Source organism: Pedobacter nutrimenti (assembly GCF_003208655.1).
Lineage (GTDB): Bacteria > Bacteroidota > Bacteroidia > Sphingobacteriales > Sphingobacteriaceae > Pedobacter > Pedobacter nutrimenti.
The window spans coordinates 551940-566332 of the sequence record NZ_QKLU01000002.1; the positions used below are offsets into that span (position 1 = coordinate 551940).

General features: G+C 41.0%; 13 protein-coding genes. 11 read left to right on the forward strand and 2 right to left on the reverse strand.

Annotated elements, in window-relative coordinates:
- Positions 1 to 107 precede the first annotated feature (107 nt).
- The 4 genes from B0O44_RS07180 to recG all read left to right on the forward strand — a co-directional run bounded on the left by B0O44_RS07180 (position 108) and on the right by recG (position 4229).
- On the forward strand, positions 108 to 1454 hold the full coding sequence (locus tag B0O44_RS07180; RefSeq protein WP_110829191.1) for an OmpA family protein: 1347 nt from the start codon (positions 108 to 110) through the stop codon (positions 1452 to 1454).
- A 72-nt stretch (positions 1455 to 1526) separates the two neighbouring features.
- On the forward strand, positions 1527 to 1667 hold the full coding sequence (locus tag B0O44_RS25350) for a DUF6728 family protein (RefSeq protein ID WP_317047138.1): 141 nt from the start codon (positions 1527 to 1529) through the stop codon (positions 1665 to 1667).
- A 45-nt stretch (positions 1668 to 1712) separates the two neighbouring features.
- Entirely contained in the window at positions 1713 to 2102 is a 390-nt protein-coding gene (locus B0O44_RS07185) for a RidA family protein (RefSeq protein ID WP_110828648.1), read from the forward strand.
- Between the two features lie 21 nt (positions 2103 to 2123).
- Positions 2124 to 4229 (forward strand): ATP-dependent DNA helicase RecG, encoded by a 2106-nt coding sequence (recG, locus tag B0O44_RS07190; RefSeq protein ID WP_110828651.1) that lies wholly within the window; start codon positions 2124 to 2126, stop codon positions 4227 to 4229.
- On the opposite strand, the gene B0O44_RS07195 is transcribed toward recG, so the two are convergent.
- Positions 4230 to 5441 (reverse strand): serine hydrolase domain-containing protein, encoded by a 1212-nt coding sequence (locus B0O44_RS07195; protein WP_110828653.1) that lies wholly within the window; start codon positions 5439 to 5441, stop codon positions 4230 to 4232. It lies immediately after the preceding gene.
- Positions 5442 to 5580: 139 nt separating this feature from the next.
- Here B0O44_RS07195 and fumC point away from each other — a divergent pair, with 139 nt between their 5' ends.
- From fumC to B0O44_RS07215, 4 genes are read left to right on the forward strand one after another with little or no spacing between them, the layout of a single operon-like run.
- Positions 5581 to 6978: a class II fumarate hydratase gene (fumC, locus tag B0O44_RS07200; RefSeq protein ID WP_110828656.1), complete on the forward strand. Its 1398-nt coding sequence runs from the start codon at positions 5581 to 5583 to the stop codon at positions 6976 to 6978.
- Positions 6979 to 6993: 15 nt separating this feature from the next.
- Positions 6994 to 7485, forward strand: coding sequence for a fumarate hydratase (locus tag B0O44_RS07205; protein ID WP_110828659.1), 492 nt, complete (start codon positions 6994 to 6996; stop codon positions 7483 to 7485).
- A 4-nt stretch (positions 7486 to 7489) separates the two neighbouring features.
- Positions 7490 to 8296: a S1/P1 nuclease gene (locus B0O44_RS07210; RefSeq protein WP_110828661.1), complete on the forward strand. Its 807-nt coding sequence runs from the start codon at positions 7490 to 7492 to the stop codon at positions 8294 to 8296.
- Positions 8297 to 8306: 10 nt separating this feature from the next.
- Positions 8307 to 8864, forward strand: coding sequence for a DUF1543 domain-containing protein (locus tag B0O44_RS07215; RefSeq protein ID WP_110829192.1), 558 nt, complete (start codon positions 8307 to 8309; stop codon positions 8862 to 8864).
- Between the two features lie 51 nt (positions 8865 to 8915).
- On the opposite strand, the gene cphA is transcribed toward B0O44_RS07215, so the two are convergent.
- A complete protein-coding gene (cphA, locus tag B0O44_RS07220; RefSeq protein ID WP_110828664.1) occupies positions 8916 to 11531 on the reverse strand; it encodes a cyanophycin synthetase in 2616 nt (871 codons plus the stop codon).
- A 340-nt stretch (positions 11532 to 11871) separates the two neighbouring features.
- Between cphA and B0O44_RS07225 the strand changes: the two genes are divergently transcribed.
- From B0O44_RS07225 to B0O44_RS07235, 3 genes are read left to right on the forward strand one after another with little or no spacing between them, the layout of a single operon-like run.
- Positions 11872 to 12747 (forward strand): cyanophycinase, encoded by an 876-nt coding sequence (locus B0O44_RS07225; RefSeq protein ID WP_110828666.1) that lies wholly within the window; start codon positions 11872 to 11874, stop codon positions 12745 to 12747.
- A gap of 18 nt (positions 12748 to 12765) precedes the next feature.
- Entirely contained in the window at positions 12766 to 13608 is an 843-nt protein-coding gene (locus B0O44_RS07230; protein WP_110828669.1) for an isoaspartyl peptidase/L-asparaginase, read from the forward strand.
- 18 nt (positions 13609 to 13626) lie between these two features.
- Positions 13627 to 14304, forward strand: a complete 678-nt coding sequence (locus B0O44_RS07235; RefSeq protein WP_110828672.1) for a hypothetical protein — start codon at positions 13627 to 13629, stop codon at positions 14302 to 14304.
- Positions 14305 to 14393: the final 89 nt, after the last annotated feature.

The following is a 14393-nucleotide window of genomic DNA, read 5'->3' on the forward strand; positions in this document are numbered from 1 at the left end:
TTTGGAACAGTGTTTGTGTAGGTGTTTGAGAATTTAAAAATTTGTTTAATTTTGCTACACAAAAAAATTATACAATTAAAATTTGTTTAACCTTAAAAAAGAAAATTATGAATTATTCTACTTTAAAAAAGGGTCTGGCAGTTTCTTTTGTCGCTTTAATGGGAGCTACGTCTCTTGTTAATGCACAAGATGCGCCTGCTAGCTCTTCTTCGGCCAAAGTATTTGGCGGAAGAGGCCAGTATAGAACCTGGTCTATCGGAGTGAATGCGGGTGTTTTATCTCCATTCCTTGCCATCGGTGGCTCTAACGATTTCAAAAATGCAGAAGTTAACTTAGGTTATGGCATTTCATTGAAAAAACAATTAGGTCATGCATTTGGTTTAGAAGGTAACATTTTCCGTGGAAAAGTTTCCGGTACAAATAAAGACATGCCAGGTGGTGTTAACTATGGTGTTAAGTCTTTTGAAACTCAATTGGCTTATGCTGCGGATATCCGTGGTGTGGTTAACGTTGCAACTGTTGACTTTTTACGTCGTGAAAACTCTGTAAACTTTTTCGTTACTGCTGGTTACGGTTTAGCTGCTTATGCACCTAAAACAACTTCAGCTACAGGTGTTGTTACAGATTGGAAAGACAAAGCTGGTAAAAACCACGACAAAACTTATATCAAAGAAGCCTATATTCCAGTTGGAGTAGGTGTGAAATTTAAAGTTTCTGACCGTGTTGCCTTTAACTTAGGTTATACCATGCACTTCGTTGATGGAAATAACTTTGATGGTGTTTATTCTTATGCTGGTCATAAAGATAAATTCTCTTACGGATACGCTGGTTTAGAGTTCTCTCTTGGATCTAAATCCAAACCAGATCTGGAGTGGGTAAATCCATTGGCTATGATGTATGATGAATTGAAAGATCCTTCATTGCGTCAGGAAGTTGAAGCACTTAAAAACCGTGTTTCTAACGTAGAGAAATCAGTTGAAGATTTGAAAAAAGATTCAGATGGTGATGGTGTAGCAGATCAGTTTGATAAATGCCCTAACACACCTGCTGGTACTGCTGTTGATGGATCAGGATGTCCTCTTCCAAAAGCACCAGAGCCTACTACTGTTGCTCCAACAAGCAATGTAACAGGTTTTGAGCCAATTCAATTTGAGTTTAACAGTTCAGTATTAAAAACTGAGTCTTATCCTATCTTAGATAAATTGTCTTCAGGATTACGTGAAAAAGGTGGTAAAGTAACTTTAAAAGGTTATGCTTCTAGCGAAGGTACTGCTGCATATAACTTGAAATTATCTAAAGACAGAGCTAATTCTGTTAAAACTTACCTGGTAAACTCTGGTGTTAATTCTAGCGCTGTAGTTACTAAAGGTTATGGTGAAGCTAACCCAGTTGCTTCTAACGATACTGAAGAAGGTCGTATCCGTAACCGTCGTGTTGAATCTTCAAGAAACTAATCTTTCTTAAGAACATACAAAAAAGAGGGCTTCGATATTCGAAGCCCTCTTTTTTTATTTATACATTTGTGTATGTACTTTTTCAGGAAGAAAGACAAAAACAGGCCGGTTAATATTAACCTGAAGATTATGCATTTTATAAATGCCCTGGCCATTATTGTGTTCCTTGGAGCATTGATATGGAAATTAATTAGCCTGCTCTTAAAATCATAAACTGTACTGCTGTTATCTATAAAATACAATCAATATTAAACATTTATGAAAAGAATTATTAATACCAACGACGCTCCGGCACCTATTGGGCCTTATAATCAGGCAGTACTTGCTGGCGGTTTTCTGTATGTCTCTGGGCAAATACCAATTAACCCGGCAACCGGTGCGCTCAATCAATCTTCCCTTTCGGAAGAAACACATCAGGTGATGAGAAACCTCCATGCTGTATTGATTGAGGCTGGATTTGGATTTGAACATATTGTAAAAACAACCATATTTTTATCAGATATGAGCTTGTTTGCCGAAGTCAATGAAGTATACGGTTCTTATTTCCATAAAGACTTTCCAGCCAGGGAAACGGTTGCCGTTAAAGGTTTGCCAAAAGGAGTAAATGTGGAGATTTCTGCAATTGCTTACCATAGTGAGAAAATATAATCTGACAAAAAAATAAAGGTTTTGTCTGTAGAAATTTTATCAGCGTCGATTGAATACTTAAAGGGTGTTGGCCCTAAACGTGCCGAACTTCTGAAAAAGGAGTTGGGCATTTTTGCTTATGACCAGCTGTTAAATTATTACCCTTTCAGGTATATCGACCGGACAAGATTTTATAAAATCAGGGAACTCAATCCCGAATTGCCACTTGTACAGATTGTTGGCCGGATTACTGATAAAAAAACAATTGGTGAAAAACATAAGAAAAGAATTGTTGCCAGGTTAAGCGATGAAACAGGGACCATTGAATTGGTTTGGTTTCAAAGTTTAAAGTGGGTAGAGGAAAATGTGATGAGGGGAAAGGTGTATATTGTCTTTGGCAAACCAAACCTTTTTAACGGCACTTTTAGTATTTCTCATCCTGAGCTTGAAAATTATCCCAGACCTGCTGGAGTCACAGGTAACCTGACCCTGCAGCCCATTTATAATTCAACAGAGAAGTTAAAGAAACATTTTCTGGATAGCAAGGGAATCCAGAAACTCGTAGGCCTGCTGATAGAACAACACATCAGAGAAGTAAAGGAGAGCCTTCCGCCTTATGTTATGGAGAAGTATAAGTTAATTTCTAAAAGAGAGGCCTTACTCCATATTCATTTTCCTGGAAGTGCGCAGATGCTCCAGGACGCCCAGCGAAGGTTGAAATTCGAAGAGCTTTTTTTTATCCAATTGCAGCTTTTAGGGAGTAAACAGCAGCGGAACCTGAAATTTAAAGGGGCTGTTTTTGATAAGGTTGGAGCTAAAATAAATACTTTTTATAAAGACATTCTACCTTTCCCATTAACAGGTGCTCAGAAGCGGGTCATCAAAGAAATCCGGCTGGATACCCACAGGGGGATCCAAATGAACCGTCTGGTACAGGGAGATGTTGGGAGTGGAAAAACGATCGTTGCCCTGATGAGTATGTTACTTGCGAATGATAACGGTTACCAGGCCTGTATGATGGCGCCGACGGAGATTCTGGCCCGACAACATTACCAGTCCCTGGTTTCCCTGCTTAAAGATGATCTGGTTAAGGTGGCTGTACTTACCGGCAGTACAACAAAAAAACAAAGGACCTTATTACATGAACAACTAGAAGCAGGCGAAATAGACATCCTGGTGGGGACTCATGCGCTGATCGAGGACAAGGTAAAGTTTAAAAATCTGGGGCTGGTTGTGATTGACGAACAACACCGTTTTGGTGTAGAACAGCGGGCAAAACTCTGGAGAAAGAACAGTATTCCCCCTCATATTCTGGTCATGACGGCTACGCCCATTCCAAGAACATTGGCGATGACCTTATATGGCGACCTTGATGTATCGGTTATTGATGAACTGCCTCTGGGTAGAAAACCAATTGAAACAAAGCATCTTTTTGAGAGCCAACGTTTGCGGATGTTTGGTTTTATGAAGGAAGAAATTAAAAAAGGACGTCAGGTATACGTGGTTTATCCTCTAATTAAAGAGAGTGAACAGTTGGATCTTCTTTACCTGGAAGCGGGTATTGAACAGATGCGGTATCAGTTTCCTCTTCCTGATTTTCAGATCAGCATCGTTCATGGTAAAATGAGCAATGCAGATAAACAATATGAAATGCAACGCTTTGTGGAAGGAAAAGCGCAGATCATGGTTGCGACCACAGTGATTGAAGTAGGGGTTAATGTGCCGAATGCTTCGGTTATGGTTATTGAACACGCCGAGCGGTTTGGCTTGTCTCAATTGCATCAGCTCCGTGGCCGTGTGGGCCGGGGCGCCGAACAAAGTTTTTGTATTTTAATGTCCGGAAATAAGTTGACCCGGGAAGGAAAACTTCGATTAGAGACCATGGTTAAAACCAACAACGGCTTTGAAATATCTGAAATTGACTTACAACTCAGAGGTCCCGGAGATCTTTCAGGTACCCAGCAAAGCGGGGTTCTGGAGCTTAAAATGGCCGATTTGGCCAAAGATCAGGCCATTCTTCAGGAAGCCAGAAATATGATCATAGAAATTTTTGAGCAGGACCCGGTTCTTTCTTTGCCACAAAACCATTTACTGCGGGTCTATTTGGAAAGAAAAAACCAGGGCATCACTTTTGACAAGATTTCCTGATTAATCTTCGTCGCTTCCCGGTAAAGATCCATTTCCTGAGTAGGCCCCTTTTCTGATCACCGGCATTTTCAAATATTTATACAGGTCATCCAAGTGCATCAGACTGCCATTGGTTAAATTTCCCAGAAAGATAACAATGATGTTTTTGTCCAGGTCACGGACATAGATGTGCCTGAAACCATGCCACCAACCGGTATGATAAACGACTTTTCTGCCATTTTCCCCATCAAACATTCTCCAGCCATAACCATAATTAAAGTGACCGTTAACAGGCTTGTTGTGGCCTGTGTAAGCAGAGTCCAGGCTGGCCTTTGTTAGTAGGCGCCCATTACGCAATGCATGGTCGTACAGCACAAGGTCATGTATGGTACTGTAAATTCCTTTGTCTCCTACAGGACCATCCAGAAAATTCTGAACAACAGAGTATCTCCATGTACGGTCATGTCCAACCACATCAACCGGGATTTTAGGGTAAACCGTGGTCGAATAAACATGAGTATGTTTCATTCCAGCAGGTTTAAAGACATTTTCCATCATGTAGTCCGCATATTTTTTGCCAGTTACTTTTTCTATAATGGCACCCAGGACCATAAAGTTCGAGTTGTTGTAATGAAACCGGGTATCCGGGGCCGCATAACGGGCCGGCTTATGTTCGGCGATCAGGTTCATCACATCCATATTGCTCATTGGCTTTTTCTTGTCCTTCCAGATTCCGTCCGTAAAATAAACATAGTTCATCATACCGCTGCGATGGGTCAGCAGCAGTTTTACAGTAATGCCTTCGTAGGGAAAATTAGGAAAGAATTTTTTGACATTATCACTTAAAGAGAGTTTTCCTTTTTCAACAAGCTGCATAATGGCCACACCTGTGAAAGTTTTGGTTACAGAAGCGAGTTCAAATTCAGAATTGATTTTCAGGCTATCCCGGTGTAAGTAGTCTGCCCAGCCAATGGCTTTTTCATAAATGATTTTACCATCTTTTGCAACCAGCATATTGCCATTAAAGCCATATTTTTTATGGAGGGTTTCTACAAAATTTGCAATGAATTTATCTCCTTTATCTGGATTGTAAACCAGCAACAGACTATCCGCTTTGTCGTCATGTTTGGTTCGGATTTTGGGATCAGCAACCGTTTTTTTATCAGTGGAAGAGCAATTGGTAAAAAGAAATGTGGCCATAGTAGCCACAGCTAAAATATTACGGTAAGTCATGTAGGACAAATTCTGTTTAAAAAGCCGGAAAATTAAGAAATAATACTCCTTTTAACGTAAAAGAGTTTTAAACATTATCATTTACTTTACATTCTTATATTAAGATAAAACTTAAATTTGTGACAAAACGTATAAGATTATGAATTTTAGAACTGAACACGATACGATGGGTGAAGTACAGGTGCCTGCTGATAAATATTGGGGCGCACAGACTGAACGATCACGTAATAATTTTAAAATCGGACCAGAGGCTTCTATGCCAAAAGAAATTATCCATGCTTTTGGATATTTAAAAAAAGCTGCCGCTTTGGCAAATCATGAACTGGGCGTGTTGGCCGCAGATAAAAAAGAGCTGATTGTTAAAGCTTGTGATGAAGTTATTGCAGGTAAACTCGATGAGCAGTTTCCTTTGGTCATCTGGCAAACCGGTTCAGGAACCCAAAGCAATATGAACGCTAATGAAGTAATTGCTTATCGTGCCCATGTCTTAAATGGCGGTGATCTTAATGATGCTAAAAAAGCATTACATCCAAATGATGACGTCAATAAATCACAATCCTCCAACGATACTTATCCGACTGCAATGCATATTGCAGCATATAAACAAGCTTCGGAAATTACACTTCCCGGCTTGGAGAAATTGCATACTACATTAAGTGCCAAAGCAACTGAGTTTGCAAAAATTGTAAAAACAGGCCGTACTCATTTTATGGATGCGACCCCTTTAACTTTGGGACAGGAATTTTCCGGTTACGCTCAACAAGTTCAAAACGGAATCAGGGCGGTTAAAAACGCTTTGGCCATGATCACGGAACTGGCTTTGGGTGGTACCGCTGTTGGAACAGGTTTGAATACACCAAAAGGTTATGATGTACTTGTTGCAAAGAAAATTGCAGAATTAACCGGTTTACCTTTTGTAACTGCTCCAAATAAATTTGAAGCGCTGGCTGCTCATGATGCAATGGTGGAGCTTTCTGGAGCTTATAAAAGAGTTGCGGTATCTTTGATGAAAATTGCAAATGACATTAGGATGCTCAGTTCTGGGCCTCGTTCAGGTATCGGTGAAATCATTATTCCCGACAATGAGCCAGGATCGTCTATTATGCCGGGAAAAGTTAACCCAACGCAACCAGAGGCTTTAACAATGGTTTGTGCGCAGGTTATAGGAAACGATGTTGCTGTAAGTATAGGTGGAAGTACAGGGCATTTTGAATTGAATGTTTTTAAACCAGTTATTGCCGCAAATGTCCTTCAGTCAGGCAGGTTAATCGGAGATGCCTGTGTTTCTTTTAATGACCATTGTGCAGAAGGTATTTTACCAAACCTGCCGGAAATTAAAAAACATTTGGAAAACTCTTTAATGTTGGTTACCGCGCTGAATCCGCATATTGGCTATGAGAATGCAGCAAAAATTGCAAAAAAAGCCCATAAAGAAAATAAAACCCTTCGGGAAGCAGCTGTTGAACTGGGCTTGTTAACCAGTGAGCAATTTGACCAGTGGGTAAAACCGGAAGATATGGTAGGGAGTTTAAAGTAATTGGCCGGTTATATAATGAGAAGCGTCTTCTTTTTTTTAGGACTGGTTTGTATCCTGACTGCCTGCAGAAGACTTCCCAATGTGCAGGGAAAAGGAGAGGCTTTTCTTCAGGGAGTATGGAGCCAGGACAGCATAGCGAATTCAAATAAACTGCTGAATTATACACAACATAAATTTAAATTTACCTGCGACTCTTTTTATGTAGAAATGACGACCCATTCCAGGGTAAATTATTATGCCGATTCTTGCTTTAATAATGGCCTTTGGAAAGAATATGCAAAAGGAGTCTATGTGGTCAGGGGAGACAGCCTTTTTCTGGACGGCACTTTTACAAAAGCAAATTACAAACAGAAAGTATCAGGTTGTTATCAGATTGGACGTTACTTCAAGAGTTTTTACATTAAGTCTTCAAAACCCAATGTGGTCCAATTGGAAAGTATAAGCGACCAAAGGGATTGTAACCTGATTTTAAAAGAACGCATCGTTTGTGAACCCAAAGAATTATAAAAACATGAATATATTTTCAGTAAAGAAAAAGTTAAAGTTGGCTCTTTTATTGGGGGCTATGGCTTATTTGCCATTGCAGGTTTCCGCCTGGGGCATGACCGGGCACCGCGTGGTCGGACAAGTTGCAGATTATTACCTGACTGCAAAGGCACGTAAAGCGGTGCAAGGTGTACTGGGAACAGAGTCTATGGCTATGGCCAGTAACTGGCCTGATTTTATCAAATCTGATACCTCATTTAATTATTTGGGGTCCTGGCATTATGTTAACCTTCCTGCCGGGCTGGACCAGCAAGGTGTTTACCAATTCCTCCATACAGAGAAAGGACCAAATGTTTTCAATAAAATACCGGAGGTGATCTCTGTATTGAAAAACCCGCAGAGCAATGCAGATCAGAAAAGGATGGCCATGAGGTTGCTGATTCACCTTGTCGGCGATTTGCATCAGCCGATGCATACGGCCCGTAAAGAGGATTTGGGCGGAAACCGGATCAGTGTTACCTGGTTTGGTGAAAAATCAAATCTGCACAGGGTGTGGGATGAAGGCCTGGTGGATTACCAGCAGTTGAGTTATACAGAATATGCTGCAGCAATAAATCACCCGACTAAAGAGCAGTTGAATGCCTGGACAACGACTTCTTTACAGGATTGTGTGTTGGAATCTTATACCATCTGCAACAAGATTTATGCAGGGGTAAAACCCGACGACAGATTAAGTTACCGTTATAACTTTGACTATGTGGATACGGTAAATGAACAATTGCTAAAAGGAGGAATCCGCCTGGCAAAACTGATTAATGATATCTACGGTTAATCCAATCATTATGGGCCATCTTAAGCTATATATGATGATACTGGGCTGTAAGCCTCAGGGCCGGCATACAGAACAGCACGATGTTTTTTTTACGGTTGCTACGTCTATGAAAGAAACTGTGCCTGCGATAACTGGGTTTTGGCCCGAGGCATCAGGAAAGCTGCATGTTGATGCCTGGCGGGAAGTGACCGAGGTGGATGGTTTCAAAATTGAAATCACAGAAAAGAAAGAACAAGAAAAAGATGCGCTTAAATTGTTTTTCATCAACCTGGGAGGTTATAAAAAGGGCGAATTTGATGAATTGCATTATAAAATGCTGGTCGTAGCAGCCAATTTGGCTAATGCAACTCAAAAAGCCAAGCAGACGGCATTTTATCAACATACCGGCTTTTCAGGTGCTGTTTCTCATATCGACGATAAGTACGGTGTGGATGTGGATGATGCTGTAGAGATTCTGGAAATCCTCCCCAGAGAAATTAAAGAAAAATATAGTCTTCAGATTACACAGCAGAAAGATTTACCCAACGACGAAATTAACCTTGGGTATTTTCCGTTGAATAAAATCTGAGCGGGACGTAAAGAAAAAAGCCAGCAGATCATCTGCTGGCTTTTTTTGTAATCAAACTCCAAACTCTTTATCCAGGTATTCAGTAACCTTAACAATGGCATTATCTATAGTATCGCTTAAAATCGTCATAAACGATCCTGATTTTGCCGTTGCAATGATGTATTGGAGACAATCATTGCCATTGTTATTGATGATGACTTCCATATCAGGTTTCACTTCGTAAATACCCGATAAAAGCAGATCGATCAACTCTTGCTGATTTCGGCCCCTCAGGTATTTTTCCTGACATATGATAATCTTATCAAACATTTGAGCGGCAATACGGGCTGTTTCTTTGATGTCCTCATCCCTACGGTCCCCTGTACCGGAAATGACCCCAACGTGTTCGGTGGCTTCAATGGTTTTCAAATAATCCTTAATTCCATTAAAACCATCCGGGTTATGTGCGAAATCAACAAGGATCTGAAACTCCTTAAATTTAAAAATATTCATCCTTCCAGGTGTCTGGGCTGCTGAAGGAATAAAAGTCTCTAGCGACATCCGGATGTCTTCAATTTTATACCCGCAAAGAAAAACAGCCAGGGTTGCAGCAAGTACGTTTTCAATCATGAATTCTACACTCCCGCCAAAGGTGATGGGAATATGGGTAACTTTATCCACCCTTATTTTCCAGTCTCCCTTTTTTATGGTGATGTAACCATTTTCATAAATGGCGGCGGTACCCCCTTTTTTACAATGTTCTACAATGGCTGGGTTCTTTTCGTCCATGCTGAAATAGGCGACTTTGCAATCGGCATCATTGGCTATTTTAATACAGTATTTATTATCTGCATTTAACACCGCCCAGCCATCTCTTTTTACTGCACCAATGACCACATTTTTAACGCGTGTAAGGTCATCCAGGCTATGAATATCAGAGATTCCTAAATGGTCTTCCTGGATATTTGTCACCACACCGATATCACACTTATTAAAGCCAAGGCCTGCCCGAAGGATTCCCCCTCTTGCGGTTTCCAGTACGGCAAATTCTACAGTCGGATCTCTTAGAATAAACTCCGAACTGATGGGGCCAGTGGTATCCCCTTTCATGAGCAGGGTGTTTTGCACATAAATTCCATCCGAGGTGGTATAACCAACCCGGGTACCATTGCTTTTGACCATGTGGGCAATCAACCTGGTGGTGGTGGTTTTTCCGTTGGTTCCGGTCACTGCAATAATTGGAATCCTTGCAGATTTTCCTGGAGGATAAAGCATATCTATAACCGGGGCAGCCACGTTTCTTGGTAAACCTTCACTTGGGGCAAGGTGCATTCTGAAGCCCGGGGCTGCATTGACCTCTAGAATAACCCCGCCATTTTCTGTCAAAGGCTGTGTCAGGTTCTGTGCCATGACATCAATACCGCAAATATCAAGACCTATGATTCTGGAAATGCGTTCGCTGATGAAAATATTCTGCGGATGAACCAAATCTGTGACATCAATGGAGGTTCCCCCCGTGCTCAAATTTGCCGTGGATTTTAAGTAGACGATCTCTCCGTTTGGTACAACCGTTTCAAGGGTATATTCCTTTTTTGCCAGTAAATCCAGGGTGTCCCGGTCCACGATAATTTCTGTGAGTACATTTTCGTGGCCATAACCCCTTCTTGGGTCTTCGTTTTCCCTGTCTATCAGCTGCTGTATGGTGTATTGCCCATTCCCTTTCACATGGGCGGGTACTCTTAAGGCAGCAGCAACCATCTGGTGATCTATAACCAGTATCCTGAAGTCATAACCCGAGATAAACTTTTCGATAATGATTTTTCTGGAATAGTTTTTTGCGTAGTCAAAAGCCGCTTTTGCAGCTTCTTCCGTCTTTACATTAATGGTCGCCCCTTTTCCATGATTACCGTCAAGAGGTTTAAATACCAGCGGAAAGCCTATTTTTTTTATGGCTTCAGGTAATTCTTCCGCTTCTGAAATGGTTAGCCCCTTGGCCACCGGAATAGCAGCGTCCTGTAAAAGTCTTTTGGTTTCATCTTTATTGCAGGCAATATCTACAGCAATGCTGTTGGTTTTCTCGGTCATGGTTGCTCTGAACCGGACCTGGTTTTTTCCATAGCCCAGCTGAACGAGAGAGCTTTTGTTCAGCCTGATCCATGGTATATCTCGGGAAATGGCCTCATCCACAATGGAGCCGGTACTTGGGCCAAGACGCTCAGACTCCCGCAATTCTCTTAATTTCTGAATATGTTCTTCTATTTTGCAATCCTGGTTATCAATCAATGCTTCAGCAATTTTTACAGAAGCTTCAGCCGCGTACACACCTGCTTTTTCTTCCAGATAACTGAAAACAACATTGTAAATTCCTTCCGTCTTGGTTTGTCGTGTTCTGCCATAGCCCGTATCCATTCCAGCCAGAGTTTGAATTTCAAGAGCAATATGTTCTATCACATGGCCCATCCAGGTTCCTTCTTTAACCCTTTCAAAAAAGCCGCCGGCATGTCCTTTTGAGCAGCGGTGCGTAAAAAGAGTAGGAAGGGACTTTGTAATCCTTTCACTAAAACCATCAATGAGGTTGGTTGGTCTTTGCTCCAGATCTTCCAGATCCAGTCGCATTTGAATGAGTTTTTTTCTGTTAATTGACCAGATGTTTGGTCCTCTCAGCACTTGAATCCCTAATATTTTCATTCTATTATAGTTTAACGTTTAATGGTGGTCTGTTTGCAGGTATCTTTGTTTTTTATCAAAGATGGCATGACAAACTAATTTTATGGCATCACTGTATGCTTTAAGGACTCATCGGGGCCAGGATCGGGATTCAGTTGAAACCTGGTTAAGTGATGCACCGGCATTAAATGTCCGCCAAATTGGCCTGCCCCGGAAGTCTTGTTTTTTTCTATAAAACTACTAAATTATTTGATTTTTTTTAATGTCGGCCAACTTGGGAAAAATGATGATTTTGATAAAAAATCTCAATTATTGATTGAATGAACATATATTTGAAATAATAGGGATTTAAATAACAGCAATGGCTCCAAAAGGCAAATTAATTATTATTGGTGGCGCAATAAACACAGGTAGTTTTACAGAAACAGAGTTCGGCCTGCCTCAGAATATGAATTTTTTTGAAAGAGGCATTTTAAAACGGATTACCTTAGAATCAAGAAAGAAAAATGCTTCCCGGTTTGAGATTATTACGACCGCTTCCCTGATACCAGAGAAAGTTGGGGAGGAATATATCAAAGCATTTGTACAGCTTGATGTTCATGATGTTGGGGTGCTGAACATTAGCAACAGGGAGCAGGCCAATGATCCGGGAAACTGCTCCAGAATAGAGGCCGCAGATGTTATTATTTTCACCGGAGGTGATCAGCTCCGCTTGTCTTCTATTTTTGGGGGAACTGCGATCCATCAGATTTTGCTTGATAAATATCAGGATGAAGAAATTGTAATTGCCGGAACATCTGCAGGTGCAGCAGCAAGCTCCAAAAACATGATTTACCAGGGAAGCAGTAAAGATGCTTTACTAAAAGGAGAAGTGAAAATTACAGGAGGACTTGGCTTTATAGATGGGGTAATTGTTGATACGCATTTTGTACAACGAGGCCGGATAGGACGCTTGCTGTATGCTGTTGCAAGCAATCCGGGTATTTTAGGGATTGGTTTGGGGGAAGATACAGGTTTGTATATTTCCCAAGGGAACATCATGGAGGCTATAGGGTCTGGAATGGTGATGTTGGTTGATGGAAGACAGATGTCAGATACCAACCTGACCGATGTTGATATGGGGCAGCCGGTTTCTATTAAGAATATGGTGGTACATGTGATGTGTGACGGGGACATTTATGACCTTACGGCGCATGCCCTAACAATCCATCACCCTAAATCTGTGGAGCTAAATTAGGATAAATACGATAAAGGAATGAAAATCATTATTCATGGAGGCTTTTTTAGTGAATCAAGCACCAATCAGGAGATGAAAGAAGCTAAGCAGCAAGCCTTATCGGACATTGTGGGAAGGGCTTATGTATTTTTAAAAGAACATACTGCTGTAGAAACCGTGGTTTTCGCAGTTGCTTTGCTGGAAGATTGTCCATTGTTTAATGCGGGTCTTGGCTCCCAGATTCAAAGTGATGGCCGGGTGAGGTTAAGTGCTTCCCTGATGGATGGTTCCAGTCAACGATTTAGCGGCGTCATTAATCTGGAGGATGTAAGACATCCTATAGAGGTATCGGCTAGGCTATTAGATTATGACGACAGGGTTTTAAGCGGGGAAGGTGCTTTGCTTTTTGCCAGGGAGCAGGGTTACGAATATTTTGATCCGGTTACTGAAGAAAGAAAAAATGAATATGCAGCAAAACTGGCCGGACTTTCCCGGGTCGGTACGGTGGGTTGTGTCGCTTTGGATAAAAACGGACATCTGGCTGCGGCGACTTCAACAGGTGGAAAGGGTTTTGAAATTCCCTGCAGGGTAAGTGATTCAGCTACTGTTGCAGGAAATTTTGCCAATGCTTATGCCGGCGTTTCCTGTACAGGTGTGGGAGAAGACATTGTAAGTGCAGGCCTGGCCGCTAAGATTGTGACTAGGGTTACTGATGGATTTTCTTTAAAAGAGGCTGCTGATAAATCTTTCGGGGAGCTGAAAGAAATTGATGGTTTTGCCGGAGTGATTGGTATCAGTGCTAGCGGGGAAATATATCATACAGATTCTCATCCTTATATGGTATGGGCAGCTTTTGATGGTAATTTACAAGTGTTTAGCTAAAAATGATATCTTTGTAAAATGTATAAACTTTACCTGGTTCCGTTTTGTTTGTTTTTTGCACTTGGTGCAGCTGGACAATCTAGTAATTTTGTATTACAGGATGGAGGAACGGGCGCTGCCATTACAATTGCAGTTTCCAGACCAGATGAAAAGGATGGTGACGATTATTTTTCGGAAGCAGAAAGGACGGAAAAAAAGGGTGATTTGAATGAGGCTTTGAATTTGTTTGGAAAAGCGGCATTTGAATATAATAGTTCAAGGAAATTTAACCAATATGGCAGTGCTTTACTGAGGTTGAGCAATGTTCATTTATTGCTTGCCCATTATACAGAAGCAGAGCAGGTCATTCTAAATGTTGTGCTTAAAAATTATGGACGCATTGGAAGCCGTAAAGGTCAGATGGATGCCTATGGACAGTTGGGGCGAATTTATTTTGCAGCCAATAAAACGACGCAATCCTTATGGTTTTATACACAACAAGGCATCCTGGCCAGGCAATTAAAAGATGATGCTTCTTATATTGATTCTATTTTGGGCATAGCCCTGGTAAAAATCAAAAAAAAGGAATATCAACTTGCGGTACGGGATGTAAACAGAGCGGAATTATTTGCACGCTCGATCAAAGGAAATCAGTTCAGTACGCAAATTAAAAACACCAGAAATTTGATTTCTGAGAAAGTTAATTTAAAGAAATAATAGGATTTGAAGAAGTTTTTCTAAGTTTACAAAAAAGAGACAGTATTATTACTGTCTCTTTTTTGTTTATTTCGGAAATTGGTATCATA

Bases quoted from the DNA above. Each gene is read 5' to 3' on its own strand.
- B0O44_RS07205 (WP_110828659.1), top strand. From the start codon at position 6,994: ATGAGAAGCGTCTTCTTTTTTTTAGGACTGGTTTGTATCCTGACTGCC.
- B0O44_RS07195 (WP_110828653.1), bottom strand. From the start codon at position 5,441: ATGACTTACCGTAATATTTTAGCTGTGGCTACTATGGCCACATTTCTT.
- B0O44_RS25350 (WP_317047138.1), top strand. From the start codon at position 1,527: ATGTACTTTTTCAGGAAGAAAGACAAAAACAGGCCGGTTAATATTAAC.
- B0O44_RS07230 (WP_110828669.1), top strand. From the start codon at position 12,766: ATGAAAATCATTATTCATGGAGGCTTTTTTAGTGAATCAAGCACCAAT.
- B0O44_RS07235 (WP_110828672.1), top strand. From the start codon at position 13,627: ATGTATAAACTTTACCTGGTTCCGTTTTGTTTGTTTTTTGCACTTGGT.
- cphA (WP_110828664.1), bottom strand. From the start codon at position 11,531: ATGAAAATATTAGGGATTCAAGTGCTGAGAGGACCAAACATCTGGTCA.
- B0O44_RS07225 (WP_110828666.1), top strand. From the start codon at position 11,872: ATGGCTCCAAAAGGCAAATTAATTATTATTGGTGGCGCAATAAACACA.
- fumC (WP_110828656.1), top strand. From the start codon at position 5,581: ATGAATTTTAGAACTGAACACGATACGATGGGTGAAGTACAGGTGCCT.
- B0O44_RS07185 (WP_110828648.1), top strand. From the start codon at position 1,713: ATGAAAAGAATTATTAATACCAACGACGCTCCGGCACCTATTGGGCCT.
- B0O44_RS07210 (WP_110828661.1), top strand. From the start codon at position 7,490: ATGAATATATTTTCAGTAAAGAAAAAGTTAAAGTTGGCTCTTTTATTG.
- B0O44_RS07215 (WP_110829192.1), top strand. From the start codon at position 8,307: ATGGGCCATCTTAAGCTATATATGATGATACTGGGCTGTAAGCCTCAG.
- B0O44_RS07180 (WP_110829191.1), top strand. From the start codon at position 108: ATGAATTATTCTACTTTAAAAAAGGGTCTGGCAGTTTCTTTTGTCGCT.